A 23,736-nucleotide genomic window follows, 5' to 3' on the forward strand; every position below is an offset into this window, starting at 1 on the left:
CACCAGCGTGATGAACACGAACACCAACAGCTGCTTCTTCGTGCGTGAGGTGATCATCGGACCGCCACCGGCTCGATCAGGAGGGTGCTCAGGCCCGGGTCGTAGCCGGTGCCCTCGAGCAGGAACGGGTCGTACGTCGCCTTCGGGTCGTAGTCGGCGTTGGGCGCCGTGCGTGGGAGCAGAGGGCCGAGGAGGCCGCCGAGCAGGCCGCCCGAGTTCGTGCCGCCGGTGGTGTTGCCGCCGAGGAGGCCGCCCCCGTTGGAGTTCGGTTGGCCGCCGCCGCCGTTCGCCGCGGAGCCCGTGCACAGAGAGGGCGCGAGCCCGCACAGCGGCTTGAGGGCGGTGGGACTCAACAGGCTCTGGACGGTCTTGCAGACCGGCGCGAGCGGGGTCTTGTTGCAGGTGGCGATGACGTCGGCGAGGCTGAAGCCGGGCGCCAACCCCGGGATGCTCGGCAGGTTGAGGAGGTCCAGCGAGAGGCTGACCGAGAGGTTCGTGAAGTCGCCCATGTGGAGGTTGCGCGCCACCTGGGGATCGCGACCCACGGCCTCGTCGATGAACGGGTAGGTGAGGAACACCTGCAGCGCCTTCGGCATGTCCTGCCCGGACTTCGCGAACGCCTCGAGCACGGGTGCCAGGTTGCGCAGGGAGTCGATGGTCGACTCCTTGGACGCCTGGATGACCCGGACGCCCACGGAGCTGAGGTTCGAGAGGGCCTGGAGCATCCGGACGAGGTCCTGCCGCTGCCCGTTCACGGACTTGATCGCCGTCGGGAGGTCGTCGAGCGCGGACTTGATCGTGCTGTCCTGGCGCCGCAGCTCGAGGGAGAGCCGGTTGACGTTCTCGAGGGCGGTGACGATCGACTCCTTGTTCGCGTCGAGCTGACCCATGAAGGACCCGAGCTGCTCGATGATCGAGCGCACCGAGGCCTCGCGGCCGCCGAACGCGGTGTTCAGCTCGTCGGCGATCGTCTTCAGCTGACCGACACCGCCGCCGTTGAGCAGCAGCGCGAGCGCCTGGAAGACCTCTTCGACCTCCGGGTTGCGGCCGGAGTTCTCCAACCCGATCACGTCGCCGTTGCCGAGCCTGCCGGTCGGGTCGGAGGGCTTGCTCAGCGACACGAACTTCTCGCCGAGGAGGCTGGTCTGCCGAATCTCGGCGAGGGCGTTGTCGGGCAGGTCGATCGAGCGCGGCAGCTTCACCGTCACGTCTGCGGTGTAGCCCTTGAGCGAGATCGAGCTGACCTTGCCGACGGTCACGTCGTCGACCTTCACGGTCGACTGCGGGACGAGGTCGAGCACGTCGCGGAACATGATGTGCACGGTCATCGGGTTGCTGCCGACGTTCGGCCCGCCGGGGAGCGGGACGTCGTAGATCGAGCAGCTGCTCAGTCCGATCGCGCCGACGACGGCGGCGGCCACGGCTGCGAGCCGGCGACGCGGCGACAGGCTGCGGATGCTCATCGGTCCCCCTCGGCGGGCAGCAGTCCGGCGAGCGTGCGGTCGACCGGCTCGACCTCGGTCGTCCGCGACGTGCCGCTGTCGGTCAGGGCGCCGGCGCGCTGCAGGCCGAGCAGCTTGACCACGGAGGACAGCGGTCCGCAGGCGTCCGGGACCATCGCGCACAGCACCACGGACGGCGTGCTGCTGAGCTTGTTGACCGTCTCGCCGACGTTCGCGCGCGTGTCGAGCGTGCCGGCGTTCTCGTCGTAGGCCAGGAACAGGTTGTTCAGCGCGACCGGCGCGTCGGTGAGGGTCTCGTCGAGCGCGTCACGGTTCTTGACCAGCACGGTCGCGAGCTGGTTGAGCTCCTTGATGTTGCTCGACAGGATGCTCTTGTTGTCGGCGACGAACGACCGCACCTGGGTCATCGCGACCGAGAGGTTCTTGAGCACGTCGGCGAGGTCCTGACGCTCGTCCGCGAGCAGCTGGGCGCCGCTGGCGAGGGAGTCGTTGAACTTCCTCACCGTGTCGTCGTTCTGCGCCAGCGTGTTCGTGAACTTCTCGACCTCGGAGACCGTGCCGAACAGCTGGTCCTTGTTGTCGGCCAGGGTCTGGGTGAACTTCGCGAGGTTGTGCAGGGTCTGGTTGAACTGCACGCCCTGCCCACCGAAGTTCTTGGCCGTGGAGTCGAGCAGCCGGGTGAGGGCGCCGGTGCCCGAGGCGTCGGGCTTGTTCGCGCCCTCCGGACCGAGCGCCGTGGTCAGGTCGGTGATCGACCCGAAGATCTCGTCGAGCTCCAGCGGCGTCGCGGTGCGGTCGAGCCCGAGGCGGGCGTTGTCTTGCAGCACCGCGCCCTTCGTGTAGACCGGCGTCAGCTGGATGAACCGGTCGCCGACGATCGACGGCGAGATCACGGCGGCCTTCGCGTCGGCCGGCACCTTGTACTTCGCGTCGTAGTGGAACTTCACCACGACCTTGGTGCCCTGCGGGTCGACGGAGTCGACCTTGCCGACGGCGACGCCCAGGATCTTCACGTCGGAGCCCTTGTACAACGAGATCGCCCGCGGGAACTCCGCGGTGACGTGCTTCGCGCTGCTGCCGGGCAGGAGGAACAGGACGGCACCGACGAGGAGCACGAGCACGAGGCCCGCGACGATCGCCGGGTTGATCCCACGAATCGCCCGCATCACTGACCCACTCCCGAGGCCGGGCCCGGAGGCAGGTTGGAGATCCAGGTGTCGAACCAGGGACCGGTGCCGAGGACGTTCGTGAACACCCGGTAGAACGGCGCCATCAGGCGCAGCGAGTTGTCGAGGTTGTTCTGGTTCTTGCGGAGCACGTCGACCACCGACTTGAGGTTGGTCAGCGCCGGGTTGAGGTCGGCGCGGCTCTGCTGGACCAGCGCGGTCAGCTCGGTCGACAGCTTGCTCGTCGACACGAGCAGCTCGTGCACGGCCTGGCGCCGGGCCACGACCGCGCGGAGCAGCACGTCGCTGTCCTTCATCAGCGCGACGATGTCCTGGTCACGGTCGGCGAGCACGCCGGACACCTTCTTGAGGTTGCCGAGCAGGGTGTTCAGCTGCGCGTCGCGGGCGGCGACGTTCGCCGACAGGGCCGAGAGACCCTTCAGCGTGCTCTGCAGCGCGGCGGGCGTGTTCGCGGTCGCGTCGGCCAGGGTGTTCAGCGAGGTCGTGAGCTGGGGCAGGTCGATCGACTGCGCCCGCTCGGCGAGGCCGCTGAACGCCTTGACGACGTCGTACGCCGACGTCGTCCTGGACGTCGGGATCGTGCTGCCCTTGGCCAGCTGGCCCGACCCCTCCGGCTTCAGGGCGAGGAACATCGCACCGAGCAGCGTCTTGACCTTGATCTCGGCGTGCGTCTGGCTGCCGAACTTGGCGCCGCTGCTGATCCGGAAGGTCACCTTGACGTGGCCGCCGTCGAGGTCGACTCCGGTCACCTTGCCGACGCGGACGCCGGCGATGCGCACCTCGTCGTTCGGCTTGATGCCGCTGGAGTCGGTGAACGCCGCGTAGTAGGTGTCACCACCGCCGATCAGGGGCAGCGACTCGGCCTTGAAGGCGATCAGGATGAAGGCGAAGAGGACGATCAGGCTGACTGCCCCGACCTTGACGGGGTTGCGTTCGCGGAAGGGGATGCTCATCCGAGGTTGCACCTCCCGTTGCCGCCGGGGTACGTCTCGTACGGGATCGTGAGCGGACCGGTCGGCAAGATCACCTTCGCCTGGAACTCGCAGAGGTAGAAGTTGAAGAAGGACCCGTAGATCGCCGTGCGGCCGATCTTCTCGAGCTTGATCGGGAGGATCTGGAGAGCGCGGTCGATCTCGTCACGCCCTTGGTTGAGGTTCGTCGCCACCTGGCGCAGCTCGTGGATGCTGGAGACCAGGCCCGGACGGATGCCCGTGGTGATGTCGGCGGTCTCGCGGGCCAGGGCGGAGACGGAGTCCAGGGAGTTCAGGATCGCGTCCTTGTCCTGGACGAGGCCGGCCATGAAGGAGCGGAGCTGGACGATCAGGTCGGACAGCTGCTGGTCGCGGTTGCCGACGGTCTCCAGCACCGTGTTGAGGTTGGTGATCACGTCGCCGATGAGCTGGTCACGGTCGGCGAGGGTCTGCGTGACCGAGCCGGTGCTCTGCAGCAACGCCTGGAGGTTGCCGCCCTCGCCCTGGAAGACCTGGATCATCTCGTAGCTGAGCTTGTTGATGTCGGCCGGAGAGAGCGCCGCGAACAGCGGCTTGAAGCCGTTGAAGAGAACCGTGAGGTCGAGCGCGGGCTGGGTGCGGCTCAGCGGGATCGTGGCGTCCGCGGGCAGCCGGCTGGTGTCGCCGACGCCCTGGCTCACGGCGATGTAGCGCTGGCCGACCAGGTTGCGGTAGCGGATCGTCGCCGTCGAGCTGCGGGTCACGGCCGTCGCGTTGCGCACCGTGAAGGTCACGCGGGCGCGGGTGCGGTCGACGATCTCGACCTTCTTCACGCTGCCGACCTTGACCCCGGCGACCCGGATGTCGTCGCCCTTCACGACGCCGGTGGCGTCGCTGAAGATCGCCCGGTAGGTGCGGGACTTCTCGAAGTTCAGGTTGCCGATCAGCACGACCAGCACGCCGGTCGCGAGCGTGGTCACCACGATGAAGATCATCAGCTTGGTGAAGTCGCCGCGGGTCTTCTTGTCGAGCATCTTCATCGCATGCTCACCTCGGTGCCCGCGACCAGCGGGGCGAAGAGGAGCGTGGTGACGTCGGGGACCTGGTCGGCCGGCACGCCGAGCACCGGTGCGGTGAGGGCGCCGAACAGCGCCTTCTCGGCCGCGCCCGCAGCCGAGCTCGTCGACGCAGCGTCGATCGCCGGAGCCGTGCGCTGGGCGTCGCCGCGCTGCAGGTTGTTCACGCCGTCGGTGAGGTTCGGCACGTGACGGAACGGCACGGGCGGGTTCGGGAGCCCGAGGCACGCCGGGCCGTTGTCGGCACCGAGCACCGGCACGTCCTTCGCGGTGTAGCCGCGCGGCTGCCGCGGGAGGGTGATCAGGTCGATGTGGAAGACGAAGCCACGGAACGTGCTGGCGAGGTTCGGCGCCTGGTCGACCAGGCCGCGCAGCAGGCAGGGGAACTCCGGGGAGTACCGGTTGAGCAGCTCGAGCTGCGGCTTGCTCAGCTGGCCGAGCCGGACGATGTTGCTGCCGTTGTTGTCCAGGAAGGTCTTGGCGGTCCCGGAGAACGAGGTCACGTCCTTGAGGAACGCGTGCAGCTTGGCCTCGCGCGACACCAGCGTGTTGCCGGTCTTGACCGTGTTGCGCAGCGTCTCGGCGATCTGGGGCGCCACGTCGGCGTACGTGCCGCTGACCTTGGCGAGCAGCCGGAGGTCCTCGACGAGCGCGGGCACCTGCGGGTTGAGCCGCTTGAGGTAGGAGTCGAAGATCTCGATGTTCTGGCCGATCGCCTCGCCGCGGCCCTCGAGGGCCGTCGCGAGCGCGTTCAGGGTGTAGTTCAGCTCGGCCGGCTGCACGGCGCGCAGCAGCGGGTAGATGTCGTTGAGGACCTTCTCGACCTCGATCGGCAGCTGCGTCTGGGTGATCCGGTCACCGGTCCGGAGCGCCTGCTTGCTGGCGTCGGACGGGACCACCAGCTCGACGTACTTCTCGCCGAACAGCGTCTTGGGCAGGATCGAGGCGGTGACGTTCTGCGGGATCTCGCCGATCTTGTTCGGGTCGAGCCCGAGCGTGAGCACGGCGCCGTTGACCTCGGACTTCGCGTCCAGGACCTCTCCGACGATCACCCCGCGGACCTTCACGTCGGCGCGCGAAGGGAGCTGCAGCCCGATCGTGTCGGTGTTCAGGGTGACCCGGTCGAACGACACGAACTTCTGCGTGAAGACCGCGTTGATCACCCACACCCCGAGCAGGAGGATGCCGATGAACACGACGCCGAGCAGGCGGTTGCTGAAGATCTTGGCCATGGTCAACCCGCCAGCCTGACCGTGGTCGTGGATCCCCAGATCGCCATGCTCAGGAACAGGTCGATGACGTTGATCGCGACGATCGAGGTGCGGACCGCCCGACCCACGGCGACGCCCACCCCGGCAGGACCGCCACTGGCGGTGTAGCCGTGGTAGCAGTGGATGAGGATCACGACGACCGCGAACACCATCACCTTGCCGAAGGACCAGAGCACGTCGCCGGGCGGCAGGAACTGGTTGAAGTAGTGGTCGTAGGTGCCCTGGCTCTGGCCGTAGAACTGGGTCACCACGAGCCGGGTGGCGAAGTAGGAGGACAGCAGCCCGACGACGTACAGCGGCATGATCGCGACCAGGCCGGCGACGATGCGGGTGGTCACCAGGAACGGCATGGAGGGGATCGCCATCACCTCGAGCGCGTCCACCTCCTCGGAGATCCGCATGGCGCCGAGCTGAGCGGTGAAGCCGCAGCCGACGGTCGCCGCCAGCGCGATGCCGGCGATGAGCGGCGAGATCTCACGGGTGTTGAAGTACGCCGAGACGAAACCCGCGAACGCCGCCGTGCCGATCTGGTTCAGCGAGGCGTAACCCTGGAGCCCGACCTCGGTGCCGGTGAAGAACGCCATCGCGGTGATCACGCCGACCGTGCCGCCGATGACGGCCAGCGCACCACTGCCCAGGGCGACCTCGGCGAGCAGCCTGAGGATCTCCTTGGGGTAGCGCTTGACCGACCGCGGCGTCGCGATGAGCGCGCGCACGTAGAACGCGAGCTCCTCGCCGAGGCGGTCGAGGGCCTGCATGGGGCGCACGTAGACCTGCTTCACGTCTGCCATGCGCTAACCCGTCTTCGGGGGGACGAGCTGGAAGTAGATCGCGCTCATCACGAAGTTGACGACGAACAGGAGCATGAAGGTGATGACGACCGACTCGTTGACCGCGTCGCCGACGCCCTTCGGACCGCCCGCAGCGTTCATGCCCTTGTACGCCGCGACGATGGCGGCGATCAGGCCGAAGACGAGGGCCTTCGCCATGCCCTGCCAGAGGTCGGGCAGCTGCGCGAGCGCGGTGAAGCTGGCGAGGTAGGCGCCGGGCGTGCCGTCCTGGAGCACGACGTTGAAGAAGTAGCCGCCGCAGACGCCGACGACGCTCACCAGGCCGTTGAGGAAGAACGCGACCAGCATGCAGGCCAGTACCCGGGGCACGACGAGGCGCTGGATCGGGTCGATGCCCAGCACCATCATCGCGTCGAGCTCCTCGCGGATCTTGCGGGCGCCCAGGTCGGCGGCGATCGCCGAGCCGCCGGCGCCGGCGATCAGCAGCGAGGTCGCGATCGGGCCGGCCTCACGCACCACCGCGAGGACGGACGCCGAGCCGGTGAACGACTGCGCGCCGAACTGCTTGATCAGGCCGCCGACCTGCAGCGCGATGACCGCGCCGAAGGGGATGGCGACCAACGCCGTGGGCACGATGGTCACCGACGCGATGAACCAGGCCTGCTGGAGGAACTCGCGGGTCTGGAACGGGCGCTTGAAGAGCGCGATCGCCACGTCGATCCCGAAGGCGAAGAGCTTGCCGGCTGTCCCGATGGGGGCCAGGACCCGGTCTGCGGTGAGCGAGGACATCCGTCCCTCAGGCTCCCGGCGCCAGAGACATGTTCGGCTCGAACGAGCCGGGAGGCGGCGTGACGCCGTTCTCGCGGCACCACTCGCCCGGCGGCCGCTGGGAGCGCCGCGGGATGCCGTTGGAGGGCTCCTGCTGCAGCGGGATCGGCGGCAGCGGGGGCAGCTCCTGGTCCTTCTCGGCCTCGAGCTCGTCGGCGTCCTTCTCCTCGCTCATGCCGATCGGGCCGACCCGCTGGGCGTTGAGGAACTGCCGGACCACCGGCTCCTCCGAGCTGAGCAGCATCTCGCGGGGACCGAACATGGCCAGGTGCTTGTGATAGAGCAGGCCGATGTTGTCGGGCACCGTGCGGGCGGTGTTGATGTCGTGGGTCACGATCAGGAAGGTCGCGTCGATCTGGGCGTTGAGGTCGATGATCAGCTGGTTCAGGAACGACGTACGGACCGGGTCGAGACCGGAGTCGGGCTCGTCGAACAGCACGATCTCGGGGTCGAGCACCAGCGCCCGGGCCAGGCCGGCGCGCTTGCGCATGCCGCCGGAGATCTCACCGGGGAGCTTGTCCTCGGCACCGAGGAGACCGACGAGGTCCATCTTCTCCATCACGATGTTGCGGATCTCGGACTCGGACTTCTTGGTGTGCTCGCGCAACGGGAAGGCCACGTTGTCGTAGAGGTTCATCGAGCCGAACATCGCGCCGTCCTGGAACAGCACGCCGAACAGCTTGCGGATCTCGTAGAGGTCCTTCTCCGAGCACGAGGCGATGTCCACGCCCTCGATCACCACGCTGCCGTGGTCGGGCTTGAGCAGCCCGATGATCGTCTTGAGCAGCACCGACTTGCCGGTGCCGGACGGGCCGAGCATCACGCAGATCTCGCCCGCCGGGACGGTCAGCGTGACGTCACCCCAGATCAGCTGCTTGCCGAACGACTTCGTGAGGTGGCTGATCTCGATCTCGACACCCATGGAGACAACTCCCTCTCGTTCCGACAGACAGCGGCAGGGGCGCCTCCCACGGCACTTCCCTACCTAGGTGAACCAACGAGTAACCCTGGGCTAAGTTACGCGGCATTAGCGACGGACGTCACCATCTGTCGCGATCGTCTCATCCGCATTCAAGACTCTTGGGGCCGACCTGGTCTCGAATCTCCTCGTCGGAACGTTTCGGGACGCACCGGACACGCGAACGAGCGGCCGTCCGGAGGGACGACCGCTCGCTCGGTGCTGCGGTGTGCGCGCCGGCCGATTCCCCGCAGGGATCAGCCGGCGGCAGGGGTCACTTGAGGGTGACGGTGGCGCCGGCGCCCTCGAGGGCCTCCTTGGCCTTGTCCGCGGCCTCCTTGTTGACCTTCTCCAGGACGGCCTTGGGAGCGGCCTCGACCAGCTCCTTGGCCTCCTTCAGCCCGAGGCTGGTCAGCGCGCGGACCTCCTTGATGACGTTGATCTTCTTGTCACCGGCGGCCTCGAGGACGACGTCGAACTCGTCCTGCTCGGCGGCCTCGTCAGCGGCAGCAGCGCCGCCGCCCGCGGCCGGAGCGGCAGCCACGGCAACCGGAGCGGCCGCGGTCACGCCGAAGGTGTCTTCGAACTGCTTCACGAACTCGCTGAGCTCGAGGAGGGTCATCTCCTTGAAAGCGTCGAGCAGCTCGTCGGTGCTGAGCTTCGCCATGGTGGCGTTCCTTCCATTCGTCGGCGGCATCCGTGCGGACGCGCGCCAGGGTTTACCGGTGGGTGGTGTGCCGACTCGTCACTCGGCGGGTGCGTCGGTCACCTCGGCCTCGGCCGCGGGGGCCTCGGTCTCGGTGGCGTCGGCAGCCTCGGCCTCGGCGGCGGGGGCCTCAGGAGCGTCCTGGGCCTCCGACTCCGCGGCCGGAGCCTCCTCCGCAGCCTCGGCCTCGGCGGCCGGTGCCTCAGCGGCGGCCGGCTCGCCGGCACCACCCTGGAGGATCGAGGGGTCCTGCTCGGCCTTCGCCTGCAGCGCGCCGGCGAGCCGGGCAGCCTGGGCGAGCGGGGCGTTGAGCAGGTAGACGGCCTGGGAGAGCGAGGCGAGCATCGCGCCCGCCAGCTTGCCCAGAAGAACCTCGCGGGACTCGAGATCGGCCAGGCGGGCGATCTCCTTGGCGTCCAGCGTGGCGCCGTCGACGTACCCGGCCTTGATCACGAGGGCCGGGTGGGCCTTGGCGAAGTCACGCAGACCCTTGGCCGCCTCGACGACGTCGCCGTTGATGAAGGCGATAGCGGTCGGCCCGTTCAGCAGGTCGTCGAATCCCTCGACGCCGGCCTCCTTGGCTGCGAGCTTGGTCAGCGTGTTCTTGACCACGGCATAGTTGGCGTTCTCGCCGAGCGCCCGCCGCAGATCCTGCAGCTGCTTCACGGTGAGCCCGCGGTACTCGGTCAGCACAGCGCCAGCGGACTCGTTGAACGAGTCGACGATCTCCGCGACGGCTGCTGCCTTGTCTGGCCGCGCCATGGGACTCCTTCCAACTTCGGTGCACTCAAGCGTGCTCGGGTGCCGTGCGGGATTGCACGGGACCCGGACCTCCGACCGGAGAAGCACGAACGCCCCGTGCGCAGGGGCACAGGGCGTGGGCAGCGGGAAGCTGGCAAGCTCTCTGTCACCTGCGCAGGCCGTCCGCTCTCGCGAACCTTCGCATCGCTCCGGGCTTGCGCCCGAGGTGATGAACCGGCGGTCTTCGGTTACGGCCGCTCACTCTACCGGCGAGGGTGGATGCGGCCAAATCGTGGTCCCGGGGTACCGGCCCGCCATGACCCATGACCCGAGCAGGGACCTGCGCACGGCGGTCGTCGACATCGACGGCACGCTCCTGGACTCCAACTACCAGCTCAGCATCGCCTGGGCCCGCGCCTTCGCGCACCACGGCCACACCGTTCCGCTCTGGCGGATCCACCGGCACATGGGCATGGGTGGCGACCGTCTCGTCGCGGCCGTCGCCGGGGACGAGGTCGAGGAGCGCGACGGTGACGCAGTCCGCGACCGGTGGGAGAAGGAGTACGACGAGCTGCTCGGAGGGACCCGGCTGTTCGACGGCGCCTGCGAGCTGCTCGACGGACTCCGGGAGTCGGGGCTCACCGTGGTGCTGGCCAGCTCGAGCATCCCGCGCCACGCCGAGCACGCGCTGCAGCTCCTCGACGCCGAGCACCGGGTCGACGCCTGGACCACCAGCGAGGACGCCGAGGAGTCCAAGCCGGACCCCGACCTGGTGCAGGAGGCGCTGGCCAAGGTCGGGCAGGACGCGGCAGGCGCCGTCATGCTCGGCGACGCGGTCTGGGACGTCGAGGCTGCGGCGCGCAGCGGGATCCCGACCGTGACCCTGCTCTGCGGCGGCTTCGGCCGCGACGAGCTCCTCGAGGCAGGCGCGGCCGCGGCGTACGACGACCCGCGCGACCTGCTCGGTCGACTGGACGTGGCCCTCGACCGGGCGCGCGGCTGAACGACGCGAGCCCACCCTCCTGCCGGAGAGTGGGCTCGCGTGGTGCTCAGCGGGGGTTGAGGCTCAGGGTTTCGAGCCGCCGTCCCTCAACCGCTTCGCGTCTCAGCCCTCGTCCTCGACCGCGACGTTGCGGGTGCGGTTGGGGTCGACCTGGATGCCGGGGCCCATGGTCGTGGAGACCGTGACCTTCCGGATGTAGCGGCCCTTGGAGCTCGACGGCTTGAGCCGCAGCACCTCCTCGAGCGCGGCGGCGTAGTTCTCCGCCAGCTGCACCTCGCTGAAGGACGCCTTGCCGATGATGAAGTGCAGGTTGGCGTGGCGGTCGACGCGGAACTCGATCTTGCCGCCCTTGATGTCCGAGACCGCCTTGGCGACGTCGGGGGTCACCGTGCCGGTCTTCGGGTTCGGCATGAGGCCGCGGGGGCCGAGCACGCGGCCGAGCCGGCCGACCTTGCCCATCATGTCGGGGGTGGCGACGACCGCGTCGAAGTCGGTCCAGCCGCCGGCGACCTTCTCGATCAGCTCGTCGCCGCCGACGATGTCGGCGCCGGCCTCACGGGCGGCCTCGGCCTTGTCGCCGTTGGCGAAGACCAGCACCTTGGCGGTCTTGCCGGTGCCGTGCGGCAGGTTGACGGTGCCGCGGACCATCTGGTCGGCCTTGCGCGGGTCGACGCCCAGGCGCATGACGACGTCGACGGTCTCGTCGAACTTCTTCTTGGAGGTGTCCTTGGCGATCTTGATCGCGGACAGCGGGGCGTAGAGCTCGTCCTTGTCGAACTGCTCGGCCGCCGCACGGTAGGTCTTGCTGCGCTGCATGGTGATCTCTTTCTCTAGCCGGCGCCGCGTCGAGCGCGACGGCCGGGAGCGATGTGGTTAGCGAGCCAGCGCGGCTCTCCCACGGTTTCAGTCGGTGGTGACGCCCATCGAGCGGGCGGTGCCCTCGACGATCTTCATCGCGGCCTCGATGTCGTTGGCGTTGAGGTCGGGAAGCTTGGTCTCGGCGATCTCGCGGATCTGGTCCTTGGTCAGCTTGCCGACCTTGTCCGACTGCGGGACGCCCGAGCCCTTCGCGATGCCGGCGGCCTTCTTGATCAGCTCGGCGGCCGGCGGCGTCTTCGTGATGAAGGTGAACGACCGGTCCTCGTAGATCGTGATCTCGACCGGGATCACGTTGCCGCGCATGGCCTCGGTCTGAGCGTTGTACGCCTTGCAGAAGTCCATGATGTTCACGCCGTGCGGGCCGAGCGCCGTACCGACCGGGGGCGCCGGGGTGGCCGCACCGGCCTGGAGCTGCACCTTGACCAGTGCGGCGATCTTCTTCTTCGGAGGCATTGCTCTCTCTACTTTCTTCTCGTGGTCATGACGGGGCTGGTGCCCCTGCCACTGTGCTCACCTCGGTGCGAATCTCACCGAGATTTCGAGACGGTCGGCTTCAGTCCCTCACAAGTTCGGGTCTGAAGCCGCCCTCCTCAATCTTTTCGGCCTTCTGCTCTTCGCAAGCTCAGAGCAGGCCTCAAACCTTCTGGATCTGGCTGAAGGACAGCTCGACCGGGGTCTCCCGGCCGAAGATCTCGACGAGGGCCTTGACCCTCTGGGCCTCGGCGTTGATCTCGGTGATCGTCGCGTGCAGCGTGGCGAACGGGCCCTCGACGACCATCACCGAGTCGGACACGTCGAAGTCCGCGACCGTGACGGGCGCCCGGGTGGCGGTCTTGGCCGGGGCGGTGCCACCCGACTCGGCGACGGCAGCGGCCTCGGCCTGGGCCTGGACCGCCGGGGCCAGCATGTTCTCGACCTCGTCGAGGCTCAGCGGCACCGGCTGGTGGCTGTGTCCGACGAACCCGGTGACCGACGGGGTGTGCCGGACCGCGGCCCACGACTCGTCGGTGAGGTCCATCCGGACCAGCACGTAGCCGGGCAGCGCCGGCTTGGTGCGCAGCTTGCGCTGGCCGTTCTTGATCTCGGCGACGTCCTCGGTGGGGACCACGATCTCGTGGATGTAGTCCTCCATGTTCAGCGAGGTGATCCGGTTCTCGAGGTTGGCCTTCACCCGGTTCTCCATGCCGGAGTAGGTGTGCACCACGAACCAGTCGCCCGGCTTCTCGCGCAGGGCCGCCCGGAACTCCTCGAGCGGGTCGCGCGCCTCGGCGGGCTCGTCGACCGGCTCCTCGTCGAGGTCCTGGTCCAGATCCTCGTCGGCGTCGTCGTCAGCGTCGTCGGCGTCGTGGTCGGCCTCGGCGGCCGGCTCCTCGAGAGCGTCCTCGACCTCCGGCTCGTCCGTCGGCTCCTCGGCCAGGTCGTCGGTCAGGTCCTCGGCAGCCACGTCCTCCGTCGGCTCCTCGGCCTGCTCGTCGGCCAGGTCGTCGGCCGGCACGTCGTCAGCGCTCGCGGACTCGTCGGCGTCGTCGGCCGCGGCCTCGGACGTCTCCGCGGCGGCCTCGTCGGAGGCCTGGTCGACATCCTCGCCGAGGGTCGCCTCGACGGTCTCGTCCTGGGACTCCTCCGGGCTCGTCACGGGCTCTGCTCCGACCGTGGCGCCCTGCGCCTCGTCGTACTGCTCCGACACGTCTACTCCGTCACCTTGCAATGTGTTGTTCGCTGTCGTCCGCGGCAGCGAGGGGCTAGCTGGCCTTCGAGGTGTCGCCGCCGAACACGGCGAACACCGCCTTGCCGAAGGCCAGGTCGAGCACCGAGACCAGCGCGATCATCACGAGCACGAACGCCATCACGACGATGAAGTAGGTGACCAGCTGCTGCTGGCTCGGCCAGACGACCTTGCGCAGCTCGGCGACCACCTGTCGGTAGAACGTGACCGGGCTCGTGCGTTCGGTCCTGGACCGACGCGCCGAGGGGGTGTCCGTCACGGCTTCCTTCTTCCACTCATCGTCGTTGTCTTCGTCTCGCAGGGCACGAGGGACTTGAACCCCCAACCTTCGGTTTTGGAGACCGATGCTCTGCCAGTTGAGCTAGTGCCCTCCGGTGTGACTCCACACGCGCACCACCGCACCGAGACTTGCGAAAAACGGGTTTCGGGCATGGCAAGCAATGGTGAGAAACACCAAGAGAGGAGTGTACGGGGCCCCGCCAGCCAAAGTCGAACCGAGCCGGATCGGCCGTCCGGCCCCGCGCGGACTCGGATCTCGGGACGCCGGGAACCGCCTCGCCGCGGGTGGGGGCCCTCTGGAACGATGGGCCCGTGAGCGAGCCGACCACCCACCCCGCACGCCCCCTGGCGGACCTGTCCGCCGACGAGCTGGCCGGCTTCCTGGCCGCGCAGCAGGCGGCGTACGCCGACCTCTCGGGCCGCGGCCTGAAGCTCGACCTGACCCGCGGCAAGCCGGCGCCGGCGCAGCTGGACCTCTCCGACGAGCTGCTGCACCTGCCGCGCGGCTCCGTCGACCGCGACGGTGTCGACACCCGCAACTACGGCGGGCTGGAGGGCATCCGGGAGCTGCGCGAGATGTTCGCCGAGCTGCTCTGGATCGAGCCCGACCAGATCGTCGCGGGTGGCAACTCCAGCCTGGTGATGATGCGGGAGGTGCTCACCGACCTCTGGCTCAAGGGCGGCGTGGACAGCGAGCGGCCGTGGTCGCAGGAGGAGAAGGTCACCTTCGTCTGCCCGGTGCCCGGCTACGACCGGCACTTCACGCTGCTCGACTGGTTCGGCATCGAGACCGTCACGGTGCCGATGAACGACGACGGCCCGGACACCGAGGCGGTCGCGCAGCTGGTGGCGTCCGACCCGAGCATCAAGGGCATGTGGATCGTGCCGACGTACGCGAACCCGACCGGCTCGGTCTGCTCCCTGGAGGTCGCCGAGCGGCTGGCCTCGATGCCGACCGCGGCGCCGGACTTCAAGATCTTCTGGGACAACGCCTACGCCTTCCACCACCTCACCGAGGACGAGGCGAAGAGCGCGGACATCCTGAGCCTGGCGTCGGCGGCCGGGCACCCGCACCGGCCGATCATGTTCGCCTCGACCTCGAAGATCACCTACGCCGGGGCCGGCGTCGGGTTCCTGGCCGGGTCGGTCGAGACCGTGCGGTGGTACATCACGCACCTCGGCAAGGGCGCCATCGGCCCGGACAAGATCAACCAGCTGCGGCACGCGCAGTTCTTCGGCTCCGCGCAGGGCGTGCGTGACCACATGCTCCGGCACCGAGAGCTGATCGCGCCGAAGTTCGCCGAGGTGGACCGGATCCTCGAGGAGCGACTCGGCGGCCTGGGTGTCGCGACCTGGACCAAGCCCAAGGGTGGCTACTTCGTCAGCCTCGACGTGCTCGACGGCACGGCGAGCCGCGTCGTCGCCCTGGCGAAGGACGCGGGCGTCGCGCTCACGCCGGCCGGTGCGTCGTTCCCGCAGGGCCGGGACCCGCACGACCGCAACATCCGGCTGGCACCGACCTTCCCCGAGCCGGCCGACGTCGCCGCGGCGATGGAGGCGGTCGCGACCTGCGTGCTCCTCGCCGCAGCGGAGAAGCTGGCCGACCAGGCGTGACGGCGGCGGAGGTCTCGGGTCCGGCTTCCGCGCGTCCTCCTGCACCACCGACGACGGCGCGTCGCGACCTCAGCGCGCTGCCGAAGGCCCACCTGCACCTGCACTTCACCGGCTCGATGCGGCACGCGACCCTGCTCGAGCTCGCCGCGCGCGACGGCATCCACCTGCCCGACGCGCTCGTCGAGGACTGGCCGCCTCAGCTGTCGGCGGCCGACGAGAAGGGCTGGTTCCGGTTCCAGCGCCTCTACGACGTCGCCCGGTCGGTGCTGCGCACCGAGGACGACGTGCGCCGGCTGGTCCGTGAGGCGGCGGAGGACGACCGGGCCGACGGCGGGCGCTGGCTGGAGATCCAGGTCGACCCGAGCGGGTACGCCGCCCGCTTCGGCGGGATCACCGCGTTCACCGACCTCGTCCTCGACGCGGTCGCGGACGCCTCGCGGACGGTCGGGATCGGCATGGCGGTGGTGATCGCCGCGAACCGCACCCGCCACCCGCTCGACGCACGCACGCTGGCGCGCCTCGCGGCCCAGTACGCCGGCCGGGGAGTCGTCGGCTTCGGGCTGTCCAACGACGAGCGACGCGGACGCACCGCCGACTTCGGGCCTGCCTTCCGCATCGCCGAGCGCGCCGGGCTGATGCTGGTCCCCCACGGCGGCGAGCTGCTCGGACCGGAGTCGGTGCGCGTGTGCCTCGAGGAGCTGCACGCGGACCGGCTCGGGCACGGCGTACGGGTGGCCGAGGACCCGGCCCTGCTGGAGCAGGTGGTCGCCCGGGGGGTGGCGCTCGAGCTGTGCCCGGTGTCCAACGTCGCACTCGGGGTGTACTCCGACCCGACGTCGGTGCCGCTGCCCGAGCTGATGTCGGCCGGAGCGCGGATCGCCCTGGGCGCCGACGACCCGCTGCTGTTCGGGTCGCGCCTGGCCGCGCAGTACTCCACGATGCGCGCGGCGCACGACCTGACCGACGACCAGCTCGCGGCGCTGGCGCGCTCCTCGATCGAGGCCTCGCGTGCCGACGACACGACCAGGGCGGGGCTGCTCGCCGAGGTCGACCGCTGGTGCGACACAATCCCCGCATGAGCCCCGGCGCGAGCGACGACGGCCAGCCCCAGTCACCTCAGGACGACGCGGGGGCGACCCAGCAGCCGGCGTACCCGCCGGCCCAGCCCCCGGGAGCGGCCCCGGGAGTTCCCCCGGCGTACCCGACGCCGGGTGCGAACCCGTACGCCGCCGGCTACACACCGCCGCCGCCGGGCTGGACGCCGCAGCCGGCACACGCGCCGTTCACGCCCTACGTGCTCCCCGACCTGCCCAAGGCGACCACGGCGCTGATCCTCGGGATCATCGCGGTCGCCGGCGGGTTCATGTGCATCCTGCCGGTGCTGGTGTCACCGGTGGCGTGGATCCTGGGCGCCCAGGCGCGCAAGGAGATCCGTGCGGCTCCCCAGCAGTGGGGCGGCGAGGGGCGGGCGACCGCGGGCATGGTGCTCGGCATCATCGGCACGGCGCTCCTCGTGCTCGGTCTCGTCCTGATCGCACTGTTCGTGATCGTCGCGGTGGTCGGCTCGTCGCAGGTCGACGGCACCGGCGTCTGAGCAGGCTGGCGGCTCAGAGCGAGCAGCCGACGAGCACGGGCTCGTTGACCAGCTCGATGCCGAACCTGGACCGGACCCCGTCGCGGACCTCGCGCGCGAGCGCCACGATGTCGGCGGCGGTCGCACCGCCACGGTTGGTGACGGCCAGCGTGTGCTTGCCCGAGAGCGCCGCGCGGTCGTTGCCGTGGCCGCGCGCGAATCCCGCGTGCTCGATCAGCCACGCCGCGCTGGTCTTCACGGTCCCGTCGGGCTGGGGCCACGCGGGCGCGCCCTCGGGCACGGCGCTGGCCGCCAGCACCGGGTTGGTGAAGAACGAGCCGGCGCTCCAGGTGTCGTGGTCGGTGTCGTCCAGGACCATCCCCTTGCCGCGGCGCAGGGCCAGGACGGCCTCGCGTACGTCGGACAGGGTCGCCCGCTCGCCGGTCTCCACGCCGAGCCGGCGGGCCAGCTCGGCGTACGCGACCGGGGCGCCGAGGTCACCGAGCCGGAGCTGGAACACGACCTCGAGCACCACCCAGCGGTCGGGCTCCTGCTTGAGCCGGCTGGTCCGGTAGCCGAACCGGCAGTCGCGGTTGAACAGCGTGCGCACCTCGCGGGCCTGACGGTCCCAGCAGCGCACGGAGGCGATCGTCTGGGACACCTCCTGGCCGTAGGCGCCGACGTTCTGGATCGGGGTGGCGCCGACCAGGCCGGGAATGCCGGAGAGCGCCTCGACGCCGACCCAGCCCTCGGCGACGGCACGATCGACCAGGCCGTCCCAGGGCTCGCCGGCAGCGACCCTGACCACGGCGCCTCCGCAGGCGTCCGCGTCGGACTGCACCCCGTGCGTGCGCACCGCCACCACGCGGCCGTCGAAGCCGGAGTCGGTGACCAGCAGGTTGCTGCCCCCGCCGAGCACGAGCACGGGCTTGCCGGCCTCGTCCGCCCCACGCACGGCGTCGACCAGCTCGGCCTCGGTGGTGGCGGTCACGAAGTCGGCGACCGGTCCGCCGACCCGCAGCGTGGTGTGGTTGGCGAGCAGCTCAGCCACGGAGCACCGCCGTGGCCGCGCCGAGCACCTTCTCCCCACCGCACGTGACCGTGAGCAGGACGGTGCCGTCGTCGCGCTGCTCACCGACGACGACCACCTCGGTGCCCTCGGCGGGGACGACGACCGGACGGGTGAACTTCGCGCCGATCTGCTTGATCCGTCCGGGCTCGCCGACCTCCTCGTCGACGTACCGGGCGGCGAGGGCGAGGGTGTACATGCCGTGCGCGATGACGTCGGGCAGGCCGACGCTGCGGGCGACCGCCTCGTCCTGGTGGATCGGGTTGGGGTCGCCGCTCGCCTCGGCGTACGCGACCAGGTCGGCGCGCGTGATCCGGTAGGTCCGCTCCTGCCAGCCTGCAGCCACGGTCACTCCCCCGCCTTGTGCACGAGCGTGGCCTCGGCGGTGCACACCAGGGCGCCGTCGGCGTCGGTGATCGCGCTCGAGGTGGTGATGATGTCGGCGCCGCCGATCTGGCGCAGACCGGTGACGGTGAGCTCCGCCCGCAGCCGGTCGCCGGGGCGGGTGGGGCGCTCGTGGACGAACTTCTGCTGCCCGTGCACGACGTGGTGCAGCTCGATGCCGACGTCCGGGTCGGACATCAGGCCCTGCATCGCCTCGAAGGCCACCACGATGGGGAAGGTGGCGGGCGCCGGGTCGCCCGGGGCGTACGGCGTGCCGGTGGCGGCCGCGAACGCGGCGACCCGTTCCTCGGTGACCTCGAAGTCCTGGGTCGGGGGGAACGTCCGGCCGGACAACGACGGGTCGACGGGCATGGTGGTCACGCTACCGGGCGGGGTTTCGGCAGGCTCAACCACCGTGCGCAAGGGCTCGACCACCGTGCGCAAGGGCTCGACCACCGTGCGCAAAGAGCTCGACCCCCATGGGGTGAAACGCGAGAGCGGCCCCCCGGACGGGGAGCCGCTCTCGTGGAACGTCGGGCGCGGAGACCTCAGCGGGTCTCGCGGTGAGCCGTGTGCGTGCGACAACGCGGGCAGAACTTCTTCAGCTCCATGCGGTCCGGGTCGTTGCGACGGTTCTTCTTGGTGATGTAGTTGCGTTCCTTGCATTCCACGCACGCCAAGGTGATCTTGGGTCGGACGTCGGAGCTCTTGCTGGCCACGGTGTGCCTTCTTCCTTGCCTGCGGGTCTTGCGGTGCTGTTCGGCCTGACTTGCTGGGTCTCTCGGCCAGGGAGTAGCGGGGGCGGGGCTCGATCCCGCGACCTCACGATTATGAGTCGTGCGCTCTAACCAGCTGAGCTACCCCGCCTCGGCAACGATCACGCTCCCGTGATCATTCCCCGAGCCCCTTTACGGAATCGAACCGTAGACCTTCTCCTTACCATGGAGACGCTCTGCCGACTGAGCTAAAGGGGCCTGGCCCTCTTCGGGCCGACGTGAAGGATACACAGCCCCGGGGTGATAGATGAAATCGAGTCAGAGGTCCTGGATCCGCCGGAACGGGCGTGCTGCCTCGAGCTCGTAGGCCACCTCGAGCAGCCGCGCCTCGTGGCCCTGCGACGAGGTGATCTGCACCCCGATCGGCAGTCCGTCGGAGTCCGCGCCCATCGGCAGCGAGATCCCCGGGTCGCCCGTCGCGTTCTGGAGCGGGGTGAAGTTCGCGAGGTGGATCAGCCGGTCGATCACCACCTCGTAGGGCTGCGACGGGTCGAGCCAGCCGAGCTCCGGCGTGGGCAGCGCGAGGACGGGGGTGAGGGCGGCGTCGTACTGGCGGAAGAAGCGGGCGGAGACGTACTTCGACAGCGCGAGCCGGCCCAGCGTCTTGGGCAGGCGGTAGGTCTTGCGCAGGCCGTGCCGCGCGAGGCCGCGGCTGAGGTTGTCGGTCAGCCGCCGGTCGAAGGACGGGTCGAGCGTGCGCTTGCCCGTGGTGAGCAGGTACGTCGCCAGCAGGCTCCAGTAGGACAGGAAGTCCTCGACGAACGACTCGGGCACCGGTGCGTCGACCTGCTCGACGTGGTGGCCGAGCGACTCCAGCAGGGCCGCGGTGTCTCGGACGGTGTCGGCCACCTGCGGGTCGGTGTGCAGGTCGCCGACCGAGTCGATCACCATTGCGATCCGCAGGCGCTTGCGGCCCGGGCCCGTCACGTCGCCGATCGGCGGCAGGGAGAGGTTGCGGTAGTGCTTCTCGGACTCGCGGAGGAACGCCGCGGTGTCGCGGACGCTGCGGGTGACCACCCCGTCGGCGACGATCCGTACAGGCATCTCGCGCAGTGCCTTGTCCTGGGGCACGCGGCCGCGGCTCGGCTTGAGCCCGACCAGGCCGTTGCAGCCCGCCGGGATCCGGATCGAGCCGCCACCGTCGTTGGCATGCGCGAGCGGCAGGGCGCCGGAGGCGACGAAGACCGCCGCTCCCGCCGACGATGCACCCGAGGAGTGCCCGGTGTGCCACGGGTTGCGGACCGGGTCACCCACGGCGAACTCCGCGCTGGCGCTGAACCCGAACTCCGAGAGCTGCGACTTGCCGAGGTTGACCAGGCCCTGGCCGCGGAGCATCGCGGCGAAGTCACCGTCGGAGACGGCCGGCCGGGCGACGTACGCCGTGCAGCCCTGCTGGGTGGGCAGGCCCTCGACGTCGGAGTTGTCCTTGACCAGCGTCGGCACGCCGGTGAAGAACCGCTCCCCCGGCTTCGCCGCGCGGGCCTGCTCCCGCGCCCGCTCGAAGTCGGCGCAGGCGAGCCCGTTGAGCACCGGCTGCAGCCGCTCGATCCGGGCGATCGCGGCGTCGACGGCCTCGAGCGGCGAGATCCGCCCGGCACGGATCTCCTCGGCCAGGCCGACCGCGTCGTGCTCGCCGAGCGCGTCGTCGCCGAACGCGTGCACCCGCGTGCGGATGGGGGTCTGGGTCATGGGCAGAAGGTATCCGGCCCCGAGGGCCGGCGGATCCTCCCACGGTCGGAGGTTTGGGGCCGTTTCTCCCTACTCGACGGGCGCGAATCCCCAACTCGAGGGGCACGAACCCCCAACTCAACGGAGCAGGAGCAGGAGGAGGGGGACGAGGAGGCTGGTGGCGAGGGCGGTGAGGGCCATCGAGAGCGCGCTGAAGGCCCCTTCGGTGCGGCTCTCCTGGAGGGCCCGGGAGGTGCCGATCCCGTGGGACGCGGCGCCGAGGGCGATGCCGCGGGCGCGGAGGTCGCGCACGCCGAGCCGGTCCAGCACCCACGGGCCGACGACCGCGCCGGTGATGCCCGCGATGATCGTGAGCGCTGCCGTCAGCGCGGGGATCCCGCCGATCTGCGCGGACACCGCCAGCGAGACCGGCGTGGTGGCCGCCTTGGGTGCCATGGTCAGCTGGAGCGTCCGGCCGGCGCCGGCGAGGCGGGTGACCAGCACGGCGGAGCAGATCGAGACCACGGCACCGACGACGACACCGGTCAGGATCGGTACGGCGGCCCGGCGGACGAGGTGCCACTCCTCGTGGAGCGGGAGGGCCAGCGCGACGGTGGCCGGCCCGAGCCAGAAGGCGACGAACCGGCCGCCGTTCAGGTAGTCGCCGTACGGAACGTCGGCGAGCAGCAGCGCGCCGCCGACCAGCACGACCGCGACCAGGACCGGTTGCAGCAGCGCGTTGCCGGTACGCCGGTGCACCCACCGGCCGGCGGCGTACGCACCGACGGTGAGGGTGAGACCCAGGAGCGGTGACGTGGTCAGCCAGGTCCAGGTCTCGTGGGGGTGCCAGCCGACGAGCGGGATCACCGCGCACTCCGTCCGAGCAGCCGGGTCAGCCCACCGACCACGACGCCGGTCGCCGCGAGGCCGAGCAGCCAGGACAGCCAGAGACCGGCCGCGAGCGGGAGCGCGTCATGGCGCAGGGTGTCCAGGTAGGCGACGATCCCGACGCCGGCCGGCACGAACAGCAGCTGCAGGTGTCTCAGCAGGAGCGCGGGACCGCGGACGAGGGCCGACGAGGGTCGGGGACGACGGATCCGCAGCACCAGCAGGAACACCAGCATCCCGAGCACCGGCCCGGGGACCTCCAGGCCGAGGAGGCGGACCACGACCTCTCCGACCAGCTGGCAGGAGAGCAGGACGAGCACGCCCTTGAGCACGGGGAGGTCGGACACGGCCAGGATTGTCCCAGCCCGGTCAGGTCAGGCGGGCCAGCGTCCGGAGACACCGCGACGGAAGCAGCCGACGAGGTGCGTGTCGACCAGACCGGTCGCCTCCATGAGCGCGTACATCGTGGTCGGGCCGACGAAGGCGAAGCCGCGCTTCTTCAGCGCCGTGGAGAGCGCCTTCGACTCGGGCGACGAGCCCGGCAGCTCGCTGGTGTCGGCCGGGGTGGGCGTCACGTCGGGCGCGTGGCCGACGATGAAGTCCTCCAGCCCGCCGTCGTCACGCAGCGCGATCGTGGCCCGGGCGTTGCGCCGCGCGGCCTCGATCTTGGCGCGGTTGCGGACGATGCCCGGGTCGGCCATCAGCCGCTCGACGTCCGCATCGGAGAGCGCCGCGACCCGGTCGACGTCGAAGCCGTGGAAGACCTCGCGGTAGCGCTCCCTCTTGTTGAGGATCGTCAGCCAGGACAGCCCGGCCTGGAAGCCCTCGAGGCAGAGCCGTTCGAAGAGTGCCGACTCACCCCGGACCGGAACGCCCCACTCGGTGTCGTGGTAGCTGCGCAGCGGCTCGGTCTCGCCCCACGGGCAGCGGGCGAGACCGTCACCGCTCAGGACCACCGTGCTCATTCCTGCGGGCTCATCCGCGCTCGACCATGCGGGCGTTCGGCAGCACCGGAGCGGGCAGCGGCGGGAGCGGGTCGGCCTCGGGCAGGGAGAACCGGTCGTCACTGCCCTCGTCGAGCAGCCGCTGCCACTGGGCGCGGTAGCCGACGACCTCGTCGTGCTCGCGACCGATGAAGTTCCACCACATCACGATGCGCTCACCGAACGGCGGGCCACCGAGCAGGAGCAGGAGGGCGTCCTCGGCCGCGACCACCTCGATCGCGTCCCGCCCGGGCTCGAGGTAGCCGAGCTCGTGGGCCTTGAGCGCCTCGTCGCCGATGGTGAGGCTCCCGGAGTCGAGCAGGATGCCGTGCTCGTACGCCGGGTCGACCGGCACCCGCAGGGTCGTGCCGGCCGCGAGCCGCAGCTCGGCACCGAGGAGCGGACTGTAGGTGCGCACCGGGGAGGTGGAGCCGAGCAGCGAGCCGAGGAACACCCGCGCCTCCCACCCCTCGCCGGAGACCGGCTCGGGCACGTGGTGCTCGAAGGCCGGGTCGACCTGCCGGTCGGCGTCGGGCAGGGCCAGCCAGAGCTGGGCGCCGTGGAGGACGGTGGTGCCGGGGGTGGAGTACTCGGAGTGGCTGATCCCCCGGCCGGCCGTCATCAGGTTGAGCTCGCCGGGGCGCACGAAGGCGTGGTGACCCGCCGAGTCACGGTGCTCGATCTCGCCGCTGAACAGCCAGCTCGCGGTCTGCAGGCCGGTGTGCGGGTGGGGCGGCACGACCATGCCGCCCTGCTCGCCCACGTCGTCGGGACCGTAGTGGTCGAGGAAGCACCAGGCGCCCACGAAGGTGCGGTGCCGCTGGGGCAGCGTGCGTCGCACGGTCATCGCTCGCACGCCGCCCAGGGGGACGTCGCGCGGGGTCAGGATCTCCATGGATCCAGCCTGCCACGCAGCAGCGACA

At 70.1% G+C, this 23,736-nt stretch carries 27 protein-coding genes and 3 tRNA genes; 4 read left to right on the forward strand and 26 right to left on the reverse strand.

Translation table 11 applies throughout. The features are described from left to right. Nucleotides 1-53: 53 nt before the first annotated feature. The 10 genes from EFL26_RS03135 to rplJ all read right to left on the reverse strand — a co-directional run bounded on the left by EFL26_RS03135 (nucleotide 54) and on the right by rplJ (nucleotide 9,992). A complete protein-coding gene (locus tag EFL26_RS03135; RefSeq protein WP_123221448.1) occupies nucleotides 54-1,463 on the reverse strand; it encodes an MCE family protein in 1,410 nt (469 codons plus the stop codon). After that, a complete protein-coding gene (locus EFL26_RS03140; RefSeq protein ID WP_123221449.1) occupies nucleotides 1,460-2,629 on the reverse strand; it encodes an MCE family protein in 1,170 nt (389 codons plus the stop codon). Before EFL26_RS03140 ends, EFL26_RS03135 begins: the two co-directional genes overlap by 4 nt. After that, entirely contained in the window at nucleotides 2,629-3,603 is a 975-nt protein-coding gene (locus EFL26_RS03145) for an MCE family protein (RefSeq protein WP_123221450.1), read from the reverse strand. Before EFL26_RS03145 ends, EFL26_RS03140 begins: the two co-directional genes overlap by 1 nt. Next, nucleotides 3,600-4,640 (reverse strand): MCE family protein, encoded by a 1,041-nt coding sequence (locus tag EFL26_RS03150; RefSeq protein WP_123221451.1) that lies wholly within the window; start codon nucleotides 4,638-4,640, stop codon nucleotides 3,600-3,602. Before EFL26_RS03150 ends, EFL26_RS03145 begins: the two co-directional genes overlap by 4 nt. After that, nucleotides 4,637-5,908 (reverse strand): MCE family protein, encoded by a 1,272-nt coding sequence (locus EFL26_RS03155; protein ID WP_123221452.1) that lies wholly within the window; start codon nucleotides 5,906-5,908, stop codon nucleotides 4,637-4,639. Before EFL26_RS03155 ends, EFL26_RS03150 begins: the two co-directional genes overlap by 4 nt. A gap of 2 nt (nucleotides 5,909-5,910) precedes the next feature. Next, the gene (locus tag EFL26_RS03160; protein ID WP_123221453.1) at nucleotides 5,911-6,738 is read right to left on the reverse strand and encodes an MlaE family ABC transporter permease; all 828 of its coding nucleotides are present in this window, start codon (nucleotides 6,736-6,738) and stop codon (nucleotides 5,911-5,913) included. A gap of 3 nt (nucleotides 6,739-6,741) precedes the next feature. Continuing rightward, nucleotides 6,742-7,527 (reverse strand): MlaE family ABC transporter permease, encoded by a 786-nt coding sequence (locus EFL26_RS03165; protein ID WP_123221454.1) that lies wholly within the window; start codon nucleotides 7,525-7,527, stop codon nucleotides 6,742-6,744. A 7-nt stretch (nucleotides 7,528-7,534) separates the two neighbouring features. Then, on the reverse strand, nucleotides 7,535-8,488 hold the full coding sequence (locus EFL26_RS03170; protein WP_123221455.1) for an ABC transporter ATP-binding protein: 954 nt from the start codon (nucleotides 8,486-8,488) through the stop codon (nucleotides 7,535-7,537). 310 nt (nucleotides 8,489-8,798) lie between these two features. Beyond that, nucleotides 8,799-9,191, reverse strand: coding sequence for a 50S ribosomal protein L7/L12 (gene rplL / locus EFL26_RS03175; RefSeq protein ID WP_123221456.1), 393 nt, complete (start codon nucleotides 9,189-9,191; stop codon nucleotides 8,799-8,801). 78 nt (nucleotides 9,192-9,269) lie between these two features. Further along, entirely contained in the window at nucleotides 9,270-9,992 is a 723-nt protein-coding gene (gene rplJ, locus EFL26_RS03180; RefSeq protein WP_123221457.1) for a 50S ribosomal protein L10, read from the reverse strand. A 295-nt stretch (nucleotides 9,993-10,287) separates the two neighbouring features. Here rplJ and EFL26_RS03185 point away from each other — a divergent pair, with 295 nt between their 5' ends. After that, nucleotides 10,288-10,974: an HAD family hydrolase gene (locus EFL26_RS03185; protein WP_123221458.1), complete on the forward strand. Its 687-nt coding sequence runs from the start codon at nucleotides 10,288-10,290 to the stop codon at nucleotides 10,972-10,974. A 102-nt stretch (nucleotides 10,975-11,076) separates the two neighbouring features. Here the strand turns inward: EFL26_RS03185 and rplA are convergent, their stop codons facing one another. From rplA to EFL26_RS03210, 5 genes are all read right to left on the reverse strand, one after another. After that, nucleotides 11,077-11,790: a 50S ribosomal protein L1 gene (rplA, locus tag EFL26_RS03190; RefSeq protein WP_123221459.1), complete on the reverse strand. Its 714-nt coding sequence runs from the start codon at nucleotides 11,788-11,790 to the stop codon at nucleotides 11,077-11,079. An 87-nt stretch (nucleotides 11,791-11,877) separates the two neighbouring features. Next, entirely contained in the window at nucleotides 11,878-12,306 is a 429-nt protein-coding gene (gene rplK / locus EFL26_RS03195; protein WP_123221460.1) for a 50S ribosomal protein L11, read from the reverse strand. Between the two features lie 181 nt (nucleotides 12,307-12,487). Continuing rightward, a complete protein-coding gene (nusG, locus tag EFL26_RS03200; protein ID WP_183408023.1) occupies nucleotides 12,488-13,348 on the reverse strand; it encodes a transcription termination/antitermination protein NusG in 861 nt (286 codons plus the stop codon). Nucleotides 13,349-13,595: 247 nt separating this feature from the next. Next, nucleotides 13,596-13,838, reverse strand: a complete 243-nt coding sequence (secE, locus tag EFL26_RS03205; RefSeq protein ID WP_123221461.1) for a preprotein translocase subunit SecE — start codon at nucleotides 13,836-13,838, stop codon at nucleotides 13,596-13,598. Between the two features lie 39 nt (nucleotides 13,839-13,877). Next, nucleotides 13,878-13,950 (reverse strand) — tRNA-Trp (locus EFL26_RS03210). A 220-nt stretch (nucleotides 13,951-14,170) separates the two neighbouring features. Here EFL26_RS03210 and EFL26_RS03215 point away from each other — a divergent pair. The 3 genes from EFL26_RS03215 to EFL26_RS03225 are packed head-to-tail and all read left to right on the forward strand — an operon-like array spanning nucleotide 14,171 to nucleotide 17,066. Continuing rightward, entirely contained in the window at nucleotides 14,171-15,472 is a 1,302-nt protein-coding gene (locus tag EFL26_RS03215) for an aspartate aminotransferase type Ic (RefSeq protein ID WP_123221462.1), read from the forward strand. After that, nucleotides 15,469-16,551, forward strand: coding sequence for an adenosine deaminase (locus EFL26_RS03220; RefSeq protein WP_123221463.1), 1,083 nt, complete (start codon nucleotides 15,469-15,471; stop codon nucleotides 16,549-16,551). The genes EFL26_RS03215 and EFL26_RS03220 overlap by 4 nt, the downstream gene beginning before the upstream one ends. Then, entirely contained in the window at nucleotides 16,548-17,066 is a 519-nt protein-coding gene (locus EFL26_RS03225) for a DUF4190 domain-containing protein (protein ID WP_123221464.1), read from the forward strand. Before EFL26_RS03220 ends, EFL26_RS03225 begins: the two co-directional genes overlap by 4 nt. A gap of 13 nt (nucleotides 17,067-17,079) precedes the next feature. On the opposite strand, the gene EFL26_RS03230 is transcribed toward EFL26_RS03225, so the two are convergent. The 11 genes from EFL26_RS03230 to EFL26_RS03280 all read right to left on the reverse strand — a co-directional run bounded on the left by EFL26_RS03230 (nucleotide 17,080) and on the right by EFL26_RS03280 (nucleotide 23,708). Continuing rightward, a complete protein-coding gene (locus EFL26_RS03230; RefSeq protein ID WP_123221465.1) occupies nucleotides 17,080-18,096 on the reverse strand; it encodes a UDP-N-acetylmuramate dehydrogenase in 1,017 nt (338 codons plus the stop codon). Further along, nucleotides 18,089-18,466, reverse strand: coding sequence for a MaoC/PaaZ C-terminal domain-containing protein (locus EFL26_RS03235; RefSeq protein WP_123221466.1), 378 nt, complete (start codon nucleotides 18,464-18,466; stop codon nucleotides 18,089-18,091). The genes EFL26_RS03230 and EFL26_RS03235 overlap by 8 nt, the downstream gene beginning before the upstream one ends. Next, complete coding sequence (locus EFL26_RS03240) at nucleotides 18,463-18,870, reverse strand: MaoC family dehydratase (protein WP_123221676.1); 408 nt, start codon at nucleotides 18,868-18,870, stop codon at nucleotides 18,463-18,465. Before EFL26_RS03240 ends, EFL26_RS03235 begins: the two co-directional genes overlap by 4 nt. 176 nt (nucleotides 18,871-19,046) lie before the next feature. Further along, nucleotides 19,047-19,217: a 50S ribosomal protein L33 gene (rpmG, locus tag EFL26_RS03245; protein WP_123221467.1), complete on the reverse strand. Its 171-nt coding sequence runs from the start codon at nucleotides 19,215-19,217 to the stop codon at nucleotides 19,047-19,049. 74 nt (nucleotides 19,218-19,291) lie between these two features. Next, a tRNA-Met gene (locus EFL26_RS03250) sits at nucleotides 19,292-19,365 on the reverse strand. Nucleotides 19,366-19,399: 34 nt separating this feature from the next. Continuing rightward, nucleotides 19,400-19,472 (reverse strand) — tRNA-Thr (locus tag EFL26_RS03255). A gap of 60 nt (nucleotides 19,473-19,532) precedes the next feature. After that, a complete protein-coding gene (locus tag EFL26_RS03260) occupies nucleotides 19,533-20,963 on the reverse strand; it encodes an amidase (RefSeq protein ID WP_123221468.1) in 1,431 nt (476 codons plus the stop codon). A 117-nt stretch (nucleotides 20,964-21,080) separates the two neighbouring features. Next, nucleotides 21,081-21,809: an LrgB family protein gene (locus EFL26_RS03265; RefSeq protein WP_245999983.1), complete on the reverse strand. Its 729-nt coding sequence runs from the start codon at nucleotides 21,807-21,809 to the stop codon at nucleotides 21,081-21,083. Further along, nucleotides 21,806-22,177, reverse strand: coding sequence for a CidA/LrgA family protein (locus EFL26_RS03270; RefSeq protein ID WP_245999985.1), 372 nt, complete (start codon nucleotides 22,175-22,177; stop codon nucleotides 21,806-21,808). Before EFL26_RS03270 ends, EFL26_RS03265 begins: the two co-directional genes overlap by 4 nt. 27 nt (nucleotides 22,178-22,204) lie before the next feature. Continuing rightward, a complete protein-coding gene (locus tag EFL26_RS03275; RefSeq protein ID WP_123221469.1) occupies nucleotides 22,205-22,795 on the reverse strand; it encodes a DNA-3-methyladenine glycosylase I in 591 nt (196 codons plus the stop codon). 10 nt (nucleotides 22,796-22,805) lie between these two features. Continuing rightward, entirely contained in the window at nucleotides 22,806-23,708 is a 903-nt protein-coding gene (locus EFL26_RS03280) for a pirin family protein (protein WP_123221470.1), read from the reverse strand. Nucleotides 23,709-23,736 lie beyond the last annotated feature (28 nt).

It is taken from the genome of Nocardioides pocheonensis (genome assembly GCF_003725535.1).
Taxonomy (GTDB): Bacteria; Actinomycetota; Actinomycetes; order Propionibacteriales; family Nocardioidaceae; genus Marmoricola; species Marmoricola pocheonensis.

Coding starts and splice junctions, on each gene's coding strand:
- EFL26_RS03135 (WP_123221448.1), bottom strand. CDS start 1,463: ATGAGCATCCGCAGCCTGTCGCCGCGTCGCCGGCTCGCAGCCGTGGCC.
- EFL26_RS03140 (WP_123221449.1), bottom strand. CDS start 2,629: ATGCGGGCGATTCGTGGGATCAACCCGGCGATCGTCGCGGGCCTCGTG.
- EFL26_RS03145 (WP_123221450.1), bottom strand. CDS start 3,603: ATGAGCATCCCCTTCCGCGAACGCAACCCCGTCAAGGTCGGGGCAGTC.
- EFL26_RS03150 (WP_123221451.1), bottom strand. CDS start 4,640: ATGAAGATGCTCGACAAGAAGACCCGCGGCGACTTCACCAAGCTGATG.
- EFL26_RS03155 (WP_123221452.1), bottom strand. CDS start 5,908: ATGGCCAAGATCTTCAGCAACCGCCTGCTCGGCGTCGTGTTCATCGGC.
- EFL26_RS03160 (WP_123221453.1), bottom strand. CDS start 6,738: ATGGCAGACGTGAAGCAGGTCTACGTGCGCCCCATGCAGGCCCTCGAC.
- EFL26_RS03165 (WP_123221454.1), bottom strand. CDS start 7,527: ATGTCCTCGCTCACCGCAGACCGGGTCCTGGCCCCCATCGGGACAGCC.
- EFL26_RS03170 (WP_123221455.1), bottom strand. CDS start 8,488: ATGGGTGTCGAGATCGAGATCAGCCACCTCACGAAGTCGTTCGGCAAG.
- rplL (WP_123221456.1), bottom strand. CDS start 9,191: ATGGCGAAGCTCAGCACCGACGAGCTGCTCGACGCTTTCAAGGAGATG.
- rplJ (WP_123221457.1), bottom strand. CDS start 9,992: ATGGCGCGGCCAGACAAGGCAGCAGCCGTCGCGGAGATCGTCGACTCG.
- EFL26_RS03185 (WP_123221458.1), top strand. CDS start 10,288: ATGACCCATGACCCGAGCAGGGACCTGCGCACGGCGGTCGTCGACATC.
- rplA (WP_123221459.1), bottom strand. CDS start 11,790: ATGCAGCGCAGCAAGACCTACCGTGCGGCGGCCGAGCAGTTCGACAAG.
- rplK (WP_123221460.1), bottom strand. CDS start 12,306: ATGCCTCCGAAGAAGAAGATCGCCGCACTGGTCAAGGTGCAGCTCCAG.
- EFL26_RS03225 (WP_123221464.1), top strand. CDS start 16,548: ATGAGCCCCGGCGCGAGCGACGACGGCCAGCCCCAGTCACCTCAGGAC.
- EFL26_RS03240 (WP_123221676.1), bottom strand. CDS start 18,870: ATGCCCGTCGACCCGTCGTTGTCCGGCCGGACGTTCCCCCCGACCCAG.
- EFL26_RS03260 (WP_123221468.1), bottom strand. CDS start 20,963: ATGACCCAGACCCCCATCCGCACGCGGGTGCACGCGTTCGGCGACGAC.
- EFL26_RS03275 (WP_123221469.1), bottom strand. CDS start 22,795: ATGAGCACGGTGGTCCTGAGCGGTGACGGTCTCGCCCGCTGCCCGTGG.
- EFL26_RS03280 (WP_123221470.1), bottom strand. CDS start 23,708: ATGGAGATCCTGACCCCGCGCGACGTCCCCCTGGGCGGCGTGCGAGCG.